The organism is Shewanella sp. HN-41 (assembly GCF_000217915.1).
Lineage (GTDB): Bacteria > Pseudomonadota > Gammaproteobacteria > Enterobacterales > Shewanellaceae > Shewanella.
This window is the reverse complement of record NZ_AFOZ01000027.1, coordinates 1-15,047: the sequence shown is the minus strand read 5'-3', so window position 1 is coordinate 15,047 and position 15,047 is coordinate 1. Positions and strand designations below refer to the sequence as shown.

The window sequence follows — 15,047 nt, the reverse complement described above, 5'->3', positions numbered from 1 at the left end:
AATCATAAAGGCACTCGATTGAGTGCCTTTATTTTATCAAACGGTTAATGAACTATGCTTCGGTATCAGCGAGATAGCACAGTCCTTGATTGATCAATGTTAAGAGCAGGCTCTGTACTTCGCCGTGTTGGCAGAGTGCCAATGCAATATCCGAGGATAAACTAACGTTGTCGCTTAGTTTCGCCAGTACCTCTTCTGGGGTGTTTGGCAGTTCGTAGACTTCCCCATTGATGAATAATCGACTGCTTGCGTCATTTTCAAGGCGCAATATTTTCAAGCCACCGATACGATTTATGTCCGCACCTTGGTCGAAGGCATCTTGCAGATCCGCTTCAGTATAGGCTTCTTCGCCTTCACATATATCTAATTCAAAACGATTTTGACTAAGCAATTTGCCTAAAACGACTTGGTAATTGTTCGGATCTTGGCTCAGCTGTGCGAGTAAATTCATCAGCCCAAGTTGGTGCTCTTGGCTGATCACACCGGGTGCATCAGGTTCAGAAATGGAAGTAAAACGCTGTTGCCCCAAGTTTTTATCAAGCAAATAGTCGGCGACTTCACTGACCAGTTCTTGCTGACTTGGCGCACGGAAACCAATAGAGTAACTCATTGCTATGGTTAATGTTTCACCACAGTGTGGAAAACCTGGCGGAATATAAAGCATGTCGCCTTTTTCTAACACTACATCGATAATGGGCGTGAAGTCTTCAACCAGCGGTGAGTTTGGATTGCCACCACGGCGTTGCTGCGGGGTGTTGTCACCCACAGTCCAGCGACGCTCACCTTCCCCTTGAATGATAAACACATCGTAGTTATCGACGTGTGGCCCCACACCGCCACTAGGGGTGGCAAATGAGGCCATTAAGTCATCGAAGCGCCAGTCAGGTAAAAACGAAAAGCGTCGACGAATGGTTGTGAATCTGGATACCAATGGTTGACCGCTTGTACTAGCAATTGCCAATGGGTCTCGCCATAGCTGTCGTAATCTTCAAATGGGCCTTGGATCACTTCCCAGTTATCGTCTTTGGTGACGACAATCCGTGAAGAGATTTCTTCCTCACAGGCAAGGCCTGCTAATTCATCGGCGCTGATCGGATCTTCAAACTGCGGAAACGCATTTTTGATCAGCAATGGCTTTTTTGCCAGTATTCATTAAGAAACTGGGTGATATCGAGATTGAGTGTATACATAGTGTTAAAAAAGGCGACCACATCGCGGTGATGTGCGTCGCCTTAATCCTTATTTCTGTTTAAGAAAGAGTATTGTCCGTCGCCAATTCAGTTAATAGTTTAGCTTAGTTCGTCGACAAACGCTTCGGCGCGACCAATGTAATTGGCTGGCGTCATTTGCTTGAGTTCAGCTTTAACTGAGTCTGGTAATTCCAGTCCGTCAATAAACACTGACAGTTGCTGCGCGTCTATACGTTTGCCGCGCGTCAGTTCTTTTAATTTTTCGTATGGTTTTTCAATGCCATAACGACGCATTACCGTTTGTACTGGTTCTGCTAACACTTCCCAGTTGTGATCTAACTCATCACGCAGGTGCGCTTCGTTAACTTCTAACTTGCTGATGCCTTTTAAGGTTGCTTGATACGCGATCAACGCATGGGCAATACCTACACCTAAGTTACGCAACACGGTTGAGTCCGTTAAGTCGCGTTGCCATCTTGATAACGGCAGCTTAGAGGCTAAATGTTGCATCAGCGCGTTGGCAATACCTAAGTTACCCTCAGAGTTTTCAAAATCGATGGGGTTAACTTTGTGTGGCATAGTCGATGAACCGATTTCACCGGCGATAGTGCGTTGTTTGAAGTGACCTAGGGCGATGTAACCCCAAATATCACGGTCAAAGTCAATCAGCACAGTGTTGAAACGGGCAACTGCATCAAATAATTCGGCAATGTAATCGTGTGGCTCGATTTGCGTCGTGTAGGCGTTCCAATTAAGGCCAAGGCTAGTCACAAAACGCTCAGACAATTCATGCCAGTTGACTTCAGGATAGGCAGACAGGTGAGCGTTGTAGTTACCTACGGCACCGTTCAGTTTGCCCATGATTTCAACGTTAGCGATTTGCTTGATTTGACGCTCTAAGCGCACAGCAACGTTCGCCATTTCTTTACCTAAGGTAGAAGGTGAAGCTGGCTGTCCATGGGTGCGTGACATCAATGGCACGGAGCGATATTCAACGGCCAGTTTTTTAATCGCAGCCAGCAACTCGTTGCAGTAGGGCAATAAGACTTGTTCACGGGCTTCAGTCAACATTAAGCCGTGGCTTAGGTTGTTGATGTCCTCAGAGGTACAGGCGAAGTGTACGAATTCACCCACAGCGGCTAATTCTGCGTTGTCAGCGATTTTTTCTTTGATGAAGTATTCAACCGCTTTCACATCGTGGTTAGTGGTGCTTTCGATAGCCTTAACGCGCAGTGCATCTTGTTCATTGAAATTGTCTTTAATGGCATCGAGCACGGCGATAGCAGATTCGCTTAGCGGCGGCACTTCGATGATTTCAGGGCAATTGGCTAACAGTTTTAGCCAATTAATTTCAACTTGAACACGGTACTTGGTAAGACCGAACTCGCTGAAAATCCCTCTCAATGACGCAGTTTTACTACCGTAACGGCCGTCTACCGGAGAGATAGCAGTTAGTGCGGAAAGATCCATGTGAAGCTCCTTGATGAACGCTAATTTTATTATAGGGTAAGACTTTTCTTGGCTGTATCGACTATGGCTTTGCGGGCGAAGACTAAGTGTCGACGCTTACCGCCTAGTTGACGCCACAGTACAGCGCTGCGCATGGCTGCGAGCAGCAGAGCGCGAATTTTTTGTTGTACGATAGGGCGTTGCAAACACACTGGATTGCCCGATATTTGGATTTTCGGCCCTAAATTACTGATGATGTCACTGTAAATGCTGGCAAGATTGGCAATCACTTGCTCGTCGGTGATCGCAAAGTGATGTAGCTGGCGATTCACTTGATTAATACGTTCGGCCAACATGCCTAAACCGCTGTTTGAACGAACAAGCTTGCGTTCGAGGGCTAAGATACCGACAAGATAACGGGTGATCTCAACATCTTTTTGGCTACTGTCGCCAAGCTGATTTAAGATCAGCTTGTAACCTTTATTGAGAGCGGTTTTATCTTGATAGACATCGGCGGTATTGTCTGGATTGGTGACCAGTATGGTATTTAAACTTGCCGCGAGCTCGGTATTATCGCTCTCACCCTGGCGCGCCAAATGTTGTACTTGGGCTATGGCCTGCAATATGCCTGCAAACGCCATGGTACGGTTAACTAGCTGATCACTCACGCTTTATCCTCGTATTAATTGATCGATGATGCCGCCACCTAGGCAGACTTCACCATCGTAAAATACCGCAGATTGTCCAGGTGTCACCGCCGCAACGGGTTCATCAAAGATCACTCTTAAGGTGCTTTCATCGCTGTAAGTTAACGTACAGGGTACATCTTGCTGGCGATAGCGGGTTTTGACACTAATATGGCAGCCGTCGACAGGACCAAGCCTATCAACCCAGTGTAATTGATTAACTGTCATGCCCTTAGACATCAAACGCGGATGGTGCCCGCCTTGACCCACGATTAACACATTACGCTCGAGATCTTTATCGACCACATACCAAGGATCGTCACTGCTGTTTTTCATCCCGCCAATCCCTAAGCCCTTACGTTGGCCTAAGGTGTGATACATCAGCCCTTGGTGTGTGCCTATGACTTCACCCTCTGGGGTTTCGATATTGCCAGGCTGGGCGGGTAAATAAGTACCTAAGAATTCAGTAAATTTACGCTCACCGATAAAGCAGATGCCTGTGCTATCTTTTTTATCATGGGTGATCAGGTCCATTTCTTTTGCGATTTCACGAACTTGATGTTTTTCAAGCTCACCGACTGGGAATAGGCTACGGGCCACTTGCTCATGGCTTAAAGTGTAGAGGAAATAGCTTTGATCTTTATTGCCATCGACACCACGTAACATTTGCGTGCTGCCATCGCTATTGTCACGGCGGCGCACATAGTGGCCCATGGCGATGTAATCGGCGTCGAGGATTTCGTCGGCAAATTCTAAAAATGCCTTAAATTTGATTTCTTTGTTGCACATGATATCGGGATTGGGTGTGCGGCCCGCCTTGTATTCGGCAAGGAAATACTCAAAAACATTGTCCCAATATTCGGCAGCAAAGTTGACTGTGTGTAGCTTGATCCCGAGCTTGTCACATACGGCTTGGGCATCTTTTAAATCTTCTGCGGCAGCGCAGTACTCGTTGTTATCATCTTCTTCCCAGTTCTTCATGAAAAGGCCTTCAACCTGATAGCCTTGCTGCATAAGCAAATAGGCTGAAACAGATGAATCTACACCGCCGGACATGCCGACAATGACTTTTTTTCCTGTATGAGTGGGTTCGATTGATGTCATAGATCCTAAAAACCATTGAGTATATGTTGGCTAGGCGCTTTAGTGGGGGAGACCAGTGTCACCCACGCAATAGTATGGCCTAGCTTAAAATCAGTGTATTGCGTTTTGCTAAACTGTTTATCCTATTGGACTAGCGTATAAAAGGCTCGAATAGCACCGCAACTTCCTTAGCATCTAGTTAACGCAGATTTACCTTAACTAGGCTAACCGATTGCGCTAACTGATCGCAGATTTACGCGGCGCCGCATTCTATCACGCCTTGCTCTTTGGGGCTATCGTGAGACGCTCACTATTGAGTAAGTCTAGGGGATAAGCCGCTCCCTGTTGCAGATGGCGACGATAGTCTCTGAGACAGTCGAGTACCAATGGGCTACGCAGCAAAGGTTGTTTGGCTTCGATTTGCTCGAAGTTTAACCAGTGGGCGGCATGGATGGCATCGTCCTGCGGGGCTGGTGGAAGCATCTCATCTAACTGCACGAAGAAGGTAAAACGTACAAAGGCTAAATTTTCATTGGCACTGAATTGATAGATGCCGACGAGTCCTTGGGGTTTAAGTGACAGCCCAGTTTCCTCAAGCACTTCGCGCTCACAGGCCTGGGTTAAGCTTTCATTCGCTTCTAAGTGACCCGCGGGTTGATTAAAACGTTGCTCACCCTCAATCCACTCTTCCACCAGCAGATATTTGTCCTGTGAAGTCGCATGAATAATACAAGCGACGGTCACATTGGGTTTATATCTTAGGCTCATAAATGCTCCTTTGAGTGGATGTTAGTGGCAGAAACTTAGCAGAAATTTAGGCTTCATCACCGAGACGGATGCATTTATGCTCGCCCGATGGCAAGTTATCTAGACTCCATTGGCCTATTTTATAACGGATCAATCTTAAGGTTGGGTAACCGATATGGGCAGTCATGCGTCTTACTTGACGATTGCGGCCCTCATGGATCTGGATTTCTAACCAAGTTGTCGGGATATTTTTACGCTCTCTTACGGGGGGATTACGTGGCCAAATATTTGGCTCATCCATGATTTTGACTTTGGCTGGTAGCGTCATACCATCATTTAATTCAACACCTTGGCGTAGTTTTGCCAGTGCATCTTCCGTCGGAACGCCTTCCACTTGCACCCAATAGGTTTTAAAGGTTTTCTTTTTCGGCTCAGTCAGTCTGGCCTGTAATTGACCGTCATTGGTGAGCAGTAATAAGCCTTCACTGTCTCTGTCTAAGCGGCCTGCGGCATACACGTCCGCAATGGGGATATAGTCTTTTAGCGTTTTGCGGCCTTGTTCATCGGTAAATTGGCAAAGTACATCAAAGGGCTTGTTAAACAGTACAATAATGGGGGTAAGTGTTTGGCTTTGCATTGGTTTTGCCGCCGCAATCGCTCGGCGATTAGGATTTTTAAAGGGTGTCTTTTTTAAACTGCCATTGGCATTACGTGCCGGTGGAACCTTGTCTGTGGTGGCAACTCTGTTAGCAGAGCCTTTGCTTGCAGGCCTAAGTGCGCTTTGGGTTGGGGAACTGGCACTGGAATGGGCACGTTTAGGAGGAAACTTGTTCTTGTTCATACTTTTGCTAACGGGGGGTTGAGACACGCTGACCTGACTTGATTGTATCGTTAATGTTTACACAGTGTACTTGGCATTCGCCCTTAGTGGAATTTGAATATTACTGTGAATGCTCTATGATGTCGGCCTAAAATGTGATCTGCGCCTATTTGTTTATTAGGTTTTAATGAGTCGTTTTACCGCGTTGGCGGACGGGAATGAGCGATGGGCAATGGAATAAATGCGGTATTGATGGGTGAGTGACTGCCTTGATTGATTATTTCATCGTGCCAAGATTTGTTCGCCATGCAATAAAATTATTATAAAAAATATTAAATTTTACAATAATGTAGGATGTAACATGAAAGATAACTCATCAACAATTATTTACACTGAAACCGACGAAGCGCCAGCATTGGCAACCCTTTCACTCTTACCTATTATCAGAACCTTCACCGACGCCGCGGGCGTTGCGGTTGAAACCCGTGATATCTCGTTATCGGGCCGCATTATTGCCAATTTCCCTGAGAAACTGACCGACGCACAAAAAATTGGTGATCATCTCGCTGAACTTGGTGAGCTGGCAAATCAGCCTGAAGCGAACATCATCAAGCTACCGAATATCAGTGCTTCGATTCCACAATTAAAAGCCTGTATCCTTGAACTGCAGCAAAAAGGTTACGACATCCCTAACTATCCGGATGAGCCAAAAACCGACGCTGAAAAGTCAATTAAAACACGTTACGACAAGATCAAAGGCAGTGCGGTAAACCCAGTACTGCGTGAAGGTAACTCAGATCGCCGTGCCCCATTATCGGTGAAAAACTTCGCCAAGAAAAATCCGCATTCAATGGGTAAATGGGCTACAGATTCTAAGTCTCACGTTGCTCATATGACCGACGGCGATTTCTACGGCAGCGAGCAGTCAGTGACTGTATCTGATGCGGGCAGCGTGAATATCGTGCTGACGCAAAAAGATGGCCAAGAAGTGGTGCTGAAATCGGGTCTTAAGTTGCTGGCTGGCGAAATTATCGATGCTGCGGTATTGAGTAAAAAGGCCTTAGTGAGCTTCTATGAGCGTGAAATCGAAAACGCCAAAGCAGAAGATGTGCTGTTATCGCTGCATCTGAAAGCCACTATGATGAAAGTGTCTGATCCTATTATGTTTGGTCACGCTGTGAAGGTATTCTTCAAGCCAGTGTTTGACAAACATGCGGCGCTTTTCGCTGAATTAGGCGTAGATGTTAACAACGGTTTTGGTGATGTTTATGCCAAAATCGCGACATTACCTGCCGATAGTCGCGCCGAAGTCGAAGCCGATATCGCCGCCGTTTACGCTGCACGTCCCGCATTGGCTATGGTTGATTCTGACAAAGGTATCACCAACTTACACGTGCCAAGCGACATCATTATCGATGCGTCTATGCCTGCTGCGATTCGTTCATCTGGCCAAATGTGGGGACCAGACGGTCAACTGCATGATACTAAAGCCATGATCCCAGATCGCTGCTATGCCGGTATCTATCAAGAAACGATTGCCTTCTGTAAAGAGCACGGCGCTTTTGATCCTAAAACCATGGGCAGTGTGCCAAACGTGGGCTTGATGGCGCAAAAAGCCGAAGAATACGGTAGCCACGATAAGACCTTTGAAATTCCTGCTGACGGCGTGGTCAACGTTGTCGATGCCAGCGGTAAGGTATTGATGAGCCATAACGTGGAAGCGGGCGATATCTGGAGAATGTGCCAAGTTAAAGACGCACCTATCCGTGATTGGGTCAAACTGGCTGTGCGCCGTGCCCGTTTAAGCAATACCCCAGCGGTATTCTGGTTAGATAGCAAACGTGCCCACGATGCACAAATCATTGCCAAAGTGCAGCAATATCTGCCAGAGCATGACACTGATGGCTTAGATATCAGCATCATGTCTCCAGAAGAAGCGACGCGTTTCTCTTTGGCTCGCATCAAAGAAGGCAAAGATACGATTTCTGTTACCGGTAACGTTTTACGTGACTATTTAACTGACTTGTTCCCAATTCTTGAGCTGGGTACCAGCGCTAAAATGTTGTCTATCGTTCCGTTAATGAACGGCGGCGGTCTGTTCGAAACGGGTGCGGGCGGTAGTGCGCCTAAGCACGTGCAACAGGTTGAGAAAGAAGGTCACTTACGTTGGGATTCACTGGGTGAGTTCTTAGCTCTGGCGGCGTCTCTTGAGCATTTAAGCCAAACTGTGGGCAATCCAAAAGCCCAAGTGTTAGCTGATACTTTAGATCAAGCCATTGGCCAATTCTTAGATAGCAATAAATCGCCATCAAGAAGAGTCGGTGAGCTTGACAACCGTGGCAGCCATTTCTATTTGGCCATGTACTGGGCACAAGCCTTAGCGGCGCAAACGAAAGATGAGCAGTTACAAGCGCACTTTATTCCTTTAGCCCATGCGTTGGCGGCTAATGAACAAGTGATAGTGGCAGAGCTAAACAATGCTCAAGGTGCTCCTGCCGATCTAGGTGGTTACTATCGTTTAGACGCAGCTAAAGCTGAAAAAGCCATGCGCCCAAGTGAAACCTTGAACAAACTGTTAATTGCTTAATTCGTTAAGTTGACCGTGAGATAGCAAAAAGGATCTGCAAAGCAGATCCTTTTTTATGTCTGTTAAAGCGCTAGATGATGTATTTTTTGCCAATAAAAAGGCAGGGACTTATCCCTGCCTTTTTGATCATTGGCCTCACCAAACGTTATTTTGTTGGTGAAATGGCTGAAGCGTGCATCCCTTTTGGACCTTGCTCTACCTCAAATTGAACTGGTTGGCCTGCTTTTAGAGTTCGATAGCCTTCCATTTCAATGGTAGAATAGTGTGCAAAAACGTCCTCACCACCTTGATCAGGGCAAATAAACCCGAATCCTTTGGCGTTGTTGAACCATTTAACAGTTCCGCTTGCCATACTTCCACTTCCTTCTGTTGTCTACTTACCAGTAAGATAGTAAAACCTGTATAGACGGGTATTCTTTCACCGTCTGCACAACAGAATGTAAGGAGTAAAAGCGGAAGTCAAGCTAAAATTAACAAAGGGGTAACAACTGATTAATTTGGACATATCAATTGGAAGAGGCCAACACGAGAGGCTAGTATTAAAAAATGGGTAAGACAGGAAATATTGAACACGTTGAAGAGCGTGTCGAATCAGAGTTAATGCCACCTTCGATGTATAAGGTGATCCTCAATAATGACGATTACACGCCAATGGACTTTGTGATTGAAGTACTGCAAGTTTTCTTTCGCAAGAATGAGCAAGAAGCGACCGATATTATGTTGACTATCCATCACAAAGGAAAGGGTATTTGCGGCATTTTTCCTTTTGGCATTGCAGAAACTAAGGTGATACAAGTAAATCAATTTGCAAGACAAAACCAACATCCGTTACTGTGTTCGTTAGAGAAAGCATAAATCCGCTTTACTCTGTAGTCCGTTGTTCATTTTGGGGGTGCTTATGCTGAACAAAGATCTGGAAGTCACCTTAAATCTGGCGTTTCAGCAAGCCAGAGATGCGCGTCACGAGTATATGACAGTGGAACATCTGTTATTAGCTCTGATCGACAATCCTGCGGCTCAAGAAGCGTTAATCGCCTGTGGGGCGAACTTAGACAAACTCAGGGATGAAGTGGCAAGCTTTATCCAACAAACAACCCCAATTATTGCCGATATCGATGATGATAAAGAAACCCAGCCAACACTTGGCTTCCAGCGAGTGCTGCAGCGCGCGGTATTTCACGTGCAATCGTCGGGTCGTAATGAGGTCACAGGCGCCAATGTGTTAGTGGCTATTTTCAGTGAACAGGAATCCCAAGCCGTTTATCTGCTGCGTCGCTGCGATATTAGTCGCTTAGACGTCGTCAATTTCATTTCCCATGGTTTTTCGAGAAACGAGGATAGCGATCCGCATCAGGACCAAGAGCGCATTGAAGATCACAGTGATGCTAGCGAAGAACGCAGCATGTTGTCGCAATTTGCGTCTAATTTAAATCAGCTTGCTAAACAAGGGGTCATCGATCCTTTGATTGGACGCGATCAGGAAATTGAGCGTGCTATTCAAACCCTGTGTCGTCGCCGTAAAAATAATCCACTATTAGTGGGTGAGGCGGGGGTAGGGAAAACTGCAATTGCAGAGGGCCTTGCCTATCGTATCGTGAATAACCAAGTGCCCGATGTGATGGCAGAGGCGACGGTTTACTCCCTCGACTTAGGCTCATTACTTGCGGGTACAAAATACCGCGGTGATTTTGAAAAACGCTTTAAAAGCCTGTTAAAAGAATTATCTGCAGATAAACATGCGATTCTGTTTATCGATGAGATCCATACCATTATTGGCGCTGGCGCTGCATCTGGTGGTGTGATGGATGCATCCAATCTGCTGAAACCTTTGTTATCCAGTGGCAATTTACGCTGTATGGGATCGACGACTTTCCAAGAATACCAAAGTATTTTTGAGAAAGACCGAGCCTTAGCTCGCCGCTTCCAAAAGGTCGATATCAATGAACCTTCGGTGGAAGAAACCACTAAGATTTTGATGGGGCTTAAGTCAAAATACGAAGAATATCATGGGGTTCGTTATACTCAGGCGGCTATTAGCAGCGCGGCGATATTATCGGCGAAACACATTAATGACAGACATTTACCCGACAAAGCCATCGATGTGATCGACGAGGCGGGTGCACGTATGGTGATGCTGCCATTGAGCAAACGTAAAAAAACCATAGGCCAGGCCGAGATTGAGTCAATTGTGGCAAAAATGGCACGTATCCCTGAGAAGTCGGTATCCGCCACTGATAAGGACTTACTGCGTAACCTTGAGCGTAACCTTAAGATGGTGGTCTTTGGCCAAGATAAGGCCATTGAGAGCCTAAGTTCAGCTATTCGTTTATCCCGTAGTGGTTTAGGCACAGATAAAAAGCCTGTGGGCAGCTTCTTATTTGCGGGTCCTACCGGTGTGGGTAAAACCGAAGTCACCAATCAACTGGCAAGTTGTTTAGGGATGAAACTAGTGCGCTTTGATATGTCTGAGTACATGGAAAGCCACACAGTGTCCCGTTTAATTGGCGCGCCTCCAGGTTATGTCGGTTATGACCAAGGCGGGTTACTTACCGATGCTGTGATTAAGAATCCGCACTGTGTGGTGCTACTGGACGAAATCGAGAAGGCTCACCCCGATGTCTACAACTTGCTGTTGCAGGTGATGGATCATGGGACCTTGACCGATAACAATGGTCGTAAGGCGGACTTCAGACATGTAACGCTAGTGATGACGACTAATGCTGGGGTACAGGAGACCATTCGTAAGTCGATTGGCTTTACTCAGCAAGATCATACCCAAGACGCATTATCTGAAATTAATCGGGTATTTTCGCCGGAGTTTCGTAATCGTCTCGACTCCATCATATGGTTCAACCATTTGGATATGACCATCATTGCGAAAGTGGTTGATAAATTCTTAGTGGAATTGCAGGCACAACTTGATGCGAAACATGTCATCTTGGAAGTCAGTGATGAAGCTAGAACCCTATTGGCCGAGAAAGGTTACGATAAGAATATGGGCGCGCGTCCAATGGCAAGGGTGGTGACCGAATTGATCAAACGTCCATTGGCAGACGAGATTTTATTTGGTGCCTTAGAAGCGGGCGGTGTTGCCTATGTCGATGTGAAAGACGGTGAGATAGTGATCCGTGTCGAGCGTCATGAAAAAACCACGACCAAAGCCTAGTATATGATGGTTTTTTAGCTATAAAAATGGCTGCAATTGCAGCCATTTTTCTTATCTTTCGCCAACAAAAAAACCCGGCCTTGCCGGGTTTTTAACTATATGAGGCTATATCAGCGTGCGCGGAAGACAATACGACCTTTGGTCAGATCATAGGGAGTCAGCTGGACAGTTACTTTGTCACCAGTGAGGATCCGGATGTAGTTTTTGCGCATTTTGCCTGAAATGTGGGCTATCACCACATGACCATTTTCAAGCTCTACACGAAACATTGTGTTTGGCAAGGTTTCAAGGATAGTGCCTTGCATTTCAATGTTGTCTTCTTTCGCCATTAATTAATTATCCCATTAGCCTTCGAATATAAAAAACGGGCGTATCATGCCCCAAATTCACCCTGCTGTAAAGGGGAAGTGCTTAGCAAACTTGGGAATACTCCCAACCCTGAGGGGTTAAAATTTGATAAGGACGATATAAACGCTTGTAGGACATTTTACGATTTGCATCTATTTGATATCCGAGATAAAGGAATTCTTTGCCCTGCAATTTGGCTAAACGGCACTGGATCAAAATCAGTAGTGCGCCGAGGGAGCGATGCTCTTCATCTGGATCAAAATAGCTGTAAATGGCCGATAGGCTATTGGGTAGTGTGTCTGTTACTGCAACGGCTAACAGTTTGTCACCATCATAGACTTCAATAAACGTGGGTGGTAACCAGTGGCAAAATAAAAACTGTTCATATTGCTCTTGGCTTGGGGGATACATCGGTCCATCAAAATGACGCCGCTGGATATAACGCTCGTAGAGGGCGTATTGTGCATCCGTATGGTTTGAGGTGATACGCCAAGTGAGATCGCGGTTCATGGCTAAGGTGCGCTTTTGTCTCTTAGACACGATAAATTCCCTTACGGGTAAACGGATCGGTTGGCATGCACTACACCTAGGACAACGGGGTTTATAAATGGCACTGCCACTGCGGCGGAAACCTATGGCTAATAAACGCTCGAATAAAATCGGATCGAGCGTCTCCTCTTGGATCACCAATAATTGTTCCTGCTGACCATCGAGGTAACTGCAGGGAAAAATCTGGCTGATCCCAATCGCAATGGGGGTTTTACTGGCGTTAGAGTTCAAGATTGACCTCTCTGGGGATCCAAGCCTCTGGATTGACGTCTTTATCTCTCAATTGTGCCAGTAATGCCATAAAATCGGCACGTTTAATTGCTTGTGCTCCTAAGCTTTCTAAATGCGGGTTCATGACTTGTGCATCAATTAGCTTAAAGCCCATCTTCAATAGATGTTGTTGCAATGCGGCCATGGCAGCCTTAGAGGCATTGGTTTCACGATGAAACATAGACTCACCACAAAATACTTGGCCTATGGCTAACCCATAGAGGCCGCCGATTAAGCGTTCACCCAGCCAAACTTCGATCGAATGTGCGTGGCCATTATGGTGAAGTTCTCGGTATGCCATTTGGATCTCATGGCTTATCCAAGTGCCGGCTTGCTTGCGCCTAGGTTGAGCACAACCTGCCATCACATCGGTAAAGGCATGGTTTACCGTAATGCGCCAAGGCTGTTTCTTTAGAAACTTACGTAAACTCGTGCTGAGATGGGATTGGCTGGGAATAAAAATGGCGCGGGGATCGGGTGACCACCACAGAATAGGATCCTCGGCGTTAAACCACGGAAAAATCCCGTTATAATATGCAGTGAGTAAACGATCTGGGCGTAAGTCTCCCCCTATCGCCAATAACCCATTAGGATCAGTAAGGGCGAGTTCGGGTGAAGGAAAAGCTTCAAATTCGTGATTCAGAAAAGACAGTGACTTCACAATTGCGTATGATTCAGTAATAAACCCTTCTATTAAGTTAGCGGAAATTCAGATATGTGGAAACCTACTCTAGCGAGCTTTATATTTATTTGTGCTTTTTTCATTGCACCACTGCATGCTGGTTATGATCGCAACCAAGCCGTGCCCGTGGAGAAAGTACTCTACGGTGATATCAGTTCAGTACGTAATATCACCGAAACCCAGCTTATCGAAGATAGAAACCAAGGTTGGAAAACCTTCGGTGGTGCGTTAGTCGGTGGTGTCATTGGGCATCAATTTGGCGGTGGCTCTGGCCAAGACGTTGCCACTGTTCTAGGCGCTTTAATTGGTGCTGGTGTGGGGAATCGTTATGGAAGTGGGACGACAACACAATCCTTAAAGCTAGTAGAATTGTTGATCAATCAAGAAGATGGCACTCAAGTCATGGTGATCCAAGATTATGATCCTGGAATGGTATTTAATGCCGGTGATAGGGTGCGGGTTGTGTATCTGCAAGGTGGCGTGCGTATTGACTTAGCCATGTAAGTCAGCAAGATGGATTAATTTACATAAAGATCAAACGGTGATGAAATGACACGGACAGAACTAGCCCAATATTTAGCCGATTTTTTACATGTATCAGCCTTTAAAGATTACGCACCCAATGGCTTACAAGTAGAAGGCAAGGATGATATTCACACTATTGTCACAGGGGTGACGGCTTGCCAAGCGTTGATTGATGAGGCTGTCCGCTTAAATGCCGACGCGATTTTGGTCCACCACGGGTTTTTCTGGAAGAATGAGCCCGAGGTGATTACTGGGATGAAACAGCGGCGTATTAAGACGTTACTTACCCATGATATTAGCTTGTTTGGCTATCATTTACCCTTAGATGCTCACCCAATGCTTGGTAATAATGCGACCTTGGCAAGACAACTGGAGATCGTCGATGCCGAAGCCATCGAAGAACTGACTCAGGGCCTGCTATGGCGTGGAAGACTCGATCTTCCTGTCAGTGCTAGGGCATTTTCTCACACCCTTGAGAAGGCGTTAGGCAGAGCCCCACTGCACATTGGTGATGGCGAGGCCAAAATCCAATATTTAGCTTGGTGTACGGGGGGAGCGCAGGATTATATCGATATGGCGGCAAGTCTGGGTGTGGATGCGTTTATCAGTGGTGAAGTGTCCGAGCGAACCTTCCACAGCGCGGTGGAGCAGGGGATACATTATTATGCCGCTGGTCACCATGCGACCGAGCGTTTTGGAATCGAGGCTCTGGGACGGCATCTCGCCCGCGAGTTTAACTTAGTACACCATTTTGTGGATATCACCAATCCTGTTTAATGGCATCGCAGCCACTCAAATTCATGTCTAGTCCTGAAATAAGTTGACACTTATTTCCTTTAAAACGCCTGATGTACTTCATCGGGCGTTTTGTATTTTAAGGCCAGATGCGGCCGTTTGCGATTATATATCGCCACCGACTCTGCAACCATTTTCCTCGCCTCCCTT

The 15,047-nt window shown here is 46.2% G+C and carries 15 protein-coding genes and 1 pseudogene; 5 read left to right on the top strand and 11 right to left on the bottom strand.

The window, feature by feature from the left end; genetic code table 11:
• Nucleotides 1-52: 52 nt before the first annotated feature.
• The 6 genes and pseudogenes from SOHN41_RS10575 to rluE all read right to left on the bottom strand — a co-directional run bounded on the left by SOHN41_RS10575 (nt 53) and on the right by rluE (nt 5,996).
• Nucleotides 53-1,190: pseudogene (locus tag SOHN41_RS10575) on the bottom strand (JmjC domain-containing protein).
• Between the two features lie 99 nt (nt 1,191-1,289).
• On the bottom strand, nt 1,290-2,660 hold the full coding sequence (gene purB, locus SOHN41_RS10570) for an adenylosuccinate lyase (RefSeq protein ID WP_007648681.1): 1,371 nt from the start codon (nt 2,658-2,660) through the stop codon (nt 1,290-1,292).
• A 29-nt stretch (nt 2,661-2,689) separates the two neighbouring features.
• On the bottom strand, nt 2,690-3,307 hold the full coding sequence (gene hflD, locus SOHN41_RS10565) for a high frequency lysogenization protein HflD (protein WP_007648680.1): 618 nt from the start codon (nt 3,305-3,307) through the stop codon (nt 2,690-2,692).
• 3 nt (nt 3,308-3,310) lie between these two features.
• Nucleotides 3,311-4,429, bottom strand: coding sequence for a tRNA 2-thiouridine(34) synthase MnmA (mnmA, locus tag SOHN41_RS10560; protein ID WP_007648678.1), 1,119 nt, complete (start codon nt 4,427-4,429; stop codon nt 3,311-3,313).
• A 252-nt stretch (nt 4,430-4,681) separates the two neighbouring features.
• Nucleotides 4,682-5,176: an NUDIX hydrolase gene (locus SOHN41_RS10555; RefSeq protein ID WP_007648676.1), complete on the bottom strand. Its 495-nt coding sequence runs from the start codon at nt 5,174-5,176 to the stop codon at nt 4,682-4,684.
• 46 nt (nt 5,177-5,222) lie between these two features.
• Nucleotides 5,223-5,996, bottom strand: a complete 774-nt coding sequence (gene rluE, locus SOHN41_RS10550) for a 23S rRNA pseudouridine(2457) synthase RluE (protein WP_007648673.1) — start codon at nt 5,994-5,996, stop codon at nt 5,223-5,225.
• A gap of 340 nt (nt 5,997-6,336) precedes the next feature.
• Here rluE and SOHN41_RS10545 point away from each other — a divergent pair, with 340 nt between their 5' ends.
• Entirely contained in the window at nt 6,337-8,562 is a 2,226-nt protein-coding gene (locus SOHN41_RS10545; protein WP_007648671.1) for an NADP-dependent isocitrate dehydrogenase, read from the top strand.
• A gap of 145 nt (nt 8,563-8,707) precedes the next feature.
• On the opposite strand, the gene cspD is transcribed toward SOHN41_RS10545, so the two are convergent.
• On the bottom strand, nt 8,708-8,914 hold the full coding sequence (cspD, locus tag SOHN41_RS10540; protein ID WP_011072576.1) for a cold shock domain-containing protein CspD: 207 nt from the start codon (nt 8,912-8,914) through the stop codon (nt 8,708-8,710).
• Between the two features lie 194 nt (nt 8,915-9,108).
• On the opposite strand from cspD, the gene clpS reads away from it, so the two are divergent.
• Both clpS and clpA read left to right on the top strand, forming a co-directional pair.
• Complete coding sequence (clpS, locus tag SOHN41_RS10535) at nt 9,109-9,417, top strand: ATP-dependent Clp protease adapter ClpS (RefSeq protein ID WP_007648666.1); 309 nt, start codon at nt 9,109-9,111, stop codon at nt 9,415-9,417.
• A 43-nt stretch (nt 9,418-9,460) separates the two neighbouring features.
• Nucleotides 9,461-11,728 (top strand): ATP-dependent Clp protease ATP-binding subunit ClpA, encoded by a 2,268-nt coding sequence (clpA, locus tag SOHN41_RS10530; protein ID WP_007648664.1) that lies wholly within the window; start codon nt 9,461-9,463, stop codon nt 11,726-11,728.
• A 110-nt stretch (nt 11,729-11,838) separates the two neighbouring features.
• Here the strand turns inward: clpA and infA are convergent, their stop codons facing one another.
• The 3 genes from infA to aat form a co-directional block, all read right to left on the bottom strand.
• A complete protein-coding gene (gene infA, locus SOHN41_RS10525) occupies nt 11,839-12,057 on the bottom strand; it encodes a translation initiation factor IF-1 (RefSeq protein ID WP_006081934.1) in 219 nt (72 codons plus the stop codon).
• Between the two features lie 82 nt (nt 12,058-12,139).
• Nucleotides 12,140-12,856: an arginyltransferase gene (locus SOHN41_RS10520; protein ID WP_007648645.1), complete on the bottom strand. Its 717-nt coding sequence runs from the start codon at nt 12,854-12,856 to the stop codon at nt 12,140-12,142.
• Nucleotides 12,846-13,556 (bottom strand): leucyl/phenylalanyl-tRNA--protein transferase, encoded by a 711-nt coding sequence (aat, locus tag SOHN41_RS10515; RefSeq protein WP_007648642.1) that lies wholly within the window; start codon nt 13,554-13,556, stop codon nt 12,846-12,848. The genes SOHN41_RS10520 and aat overlap by 11 nt, the downstream gene beginning before the upstream one ends.
• 54 nt (nt 13,557-13,610) lie before the next feature.
• Here aat and SOHN41_RS10510 point away from each other — a divergent pair, with 54 nt between their 5' ends.
• Nucleotides 13,611-14,081 carry a glycine zipper 2TM domain-containing protein gene (locus SOHN41_RS10510; protein WP_007648640.1) on the top strand — a complete coding sequence of 157 codons (471 nt, stop codon included), beginning with the start codon at nt 13,611-13,613 and terminating at the stop codon, nt 14,079-14,081.
• A gap of 45 nt (nt 14,082-14,126) precedes the next feature.
• A complete protein-coding gene (locus tag SOHN41_RS10505) occupies nt 14,127-14,879 on the top strand; it encodes a Nif3-like dinuclear metal center hexameric protein (protein ID WP_007648638.1) in 753 nt (250 codons plus the stop codon).
• Between the two features lie 59 nt (nt 14,880-14,938).
• Here SOHN41_RS10505 and SOHN41_RS10500 read toward each other — a convergent pair.
• Nucleotides 14,939-15,047: integrase core domain-containing protein (locus tag SOHN41_RS10500; RefSeq protein ID WP_037458821.1), on the bottom strand; the 109-nt coding region annotated here is incomplete at its 5' end.

Bases quoted from the DNA above. Each gene is read 5' to 3' on its own strand.
- purB (WP_007648681.1), bottom strand. From the start codon at position 2,660: ATGGATCTTTCCGCACTAACTGCTATCTCTCCGGTAGACGGCCGTTAC.
- mnmA (WP_007648678.1), bottom strand. From the start codon at position 4,429: ATGACATCAATCGAACCCACTCATACAGGAAAAAAAGTCATTGTCGGC.
- SOHN41_RS10555 (WP_007648676.1), bottom strand. From the start codon at position 5,176: ATGAGCCTAAGATATAAACCCAATGTGACCGTCGCTTGTATTATTCAT.
- rluE (WP_007648673.1), bottom strand. From the start codon at position 5,996: ATGAACAAGAACAAGTTTCCTCCTAAACGTGCCCATTCCAGTGCCAGT.
- SOHN41_RS10545 (WP_007648671.1), top strand. From the start codon at position 6,337: ATGAAAGATAACTCATCAACAATTATTTACACTGAAACCGACGAAGCG.
- cspD (WP_011072576.1), bottom strand. From the start codon at position 8,914: ATGGCAAGCGGAACTGTTAAATGGTTCAACAACGCCAAAGGATTCGGG.
- clpS (WP_007648666.1), top strand. From the start codon at position 9,109: ATGGGTAAGACAGGAAATATTGAACACGTTGAAGAGCGTGTCGAATCA.
- clpA (WP_007648664.1), top strand. From the start codon at position 9,461: ATGCTGAACAAAGATCTGGAAGTCACCTTAAATCTGGCGTTTCAGCAA.
- infA (WP_006081934.1), bottom strand. From the start codon at position 12,057: ATGGCGAAAGAAGACAACATTGAAATGCAAGGCACTATCCTTGAAACC.
- SOHN41_RS10510 (WP_007648640.1), top strand. From the start codon at position 13,611: ATGTGGAAACCTACTCTAGCGAGCTTTATATTTATTTGTGCTTTTTTC.
- SOHN41_RS10505 (WP_007648638.1), top strand. From the start codon at position 14,127: ATGACACGGACAGAACTAGCCCAATATTTAGCCGATTTTTTACATGTA.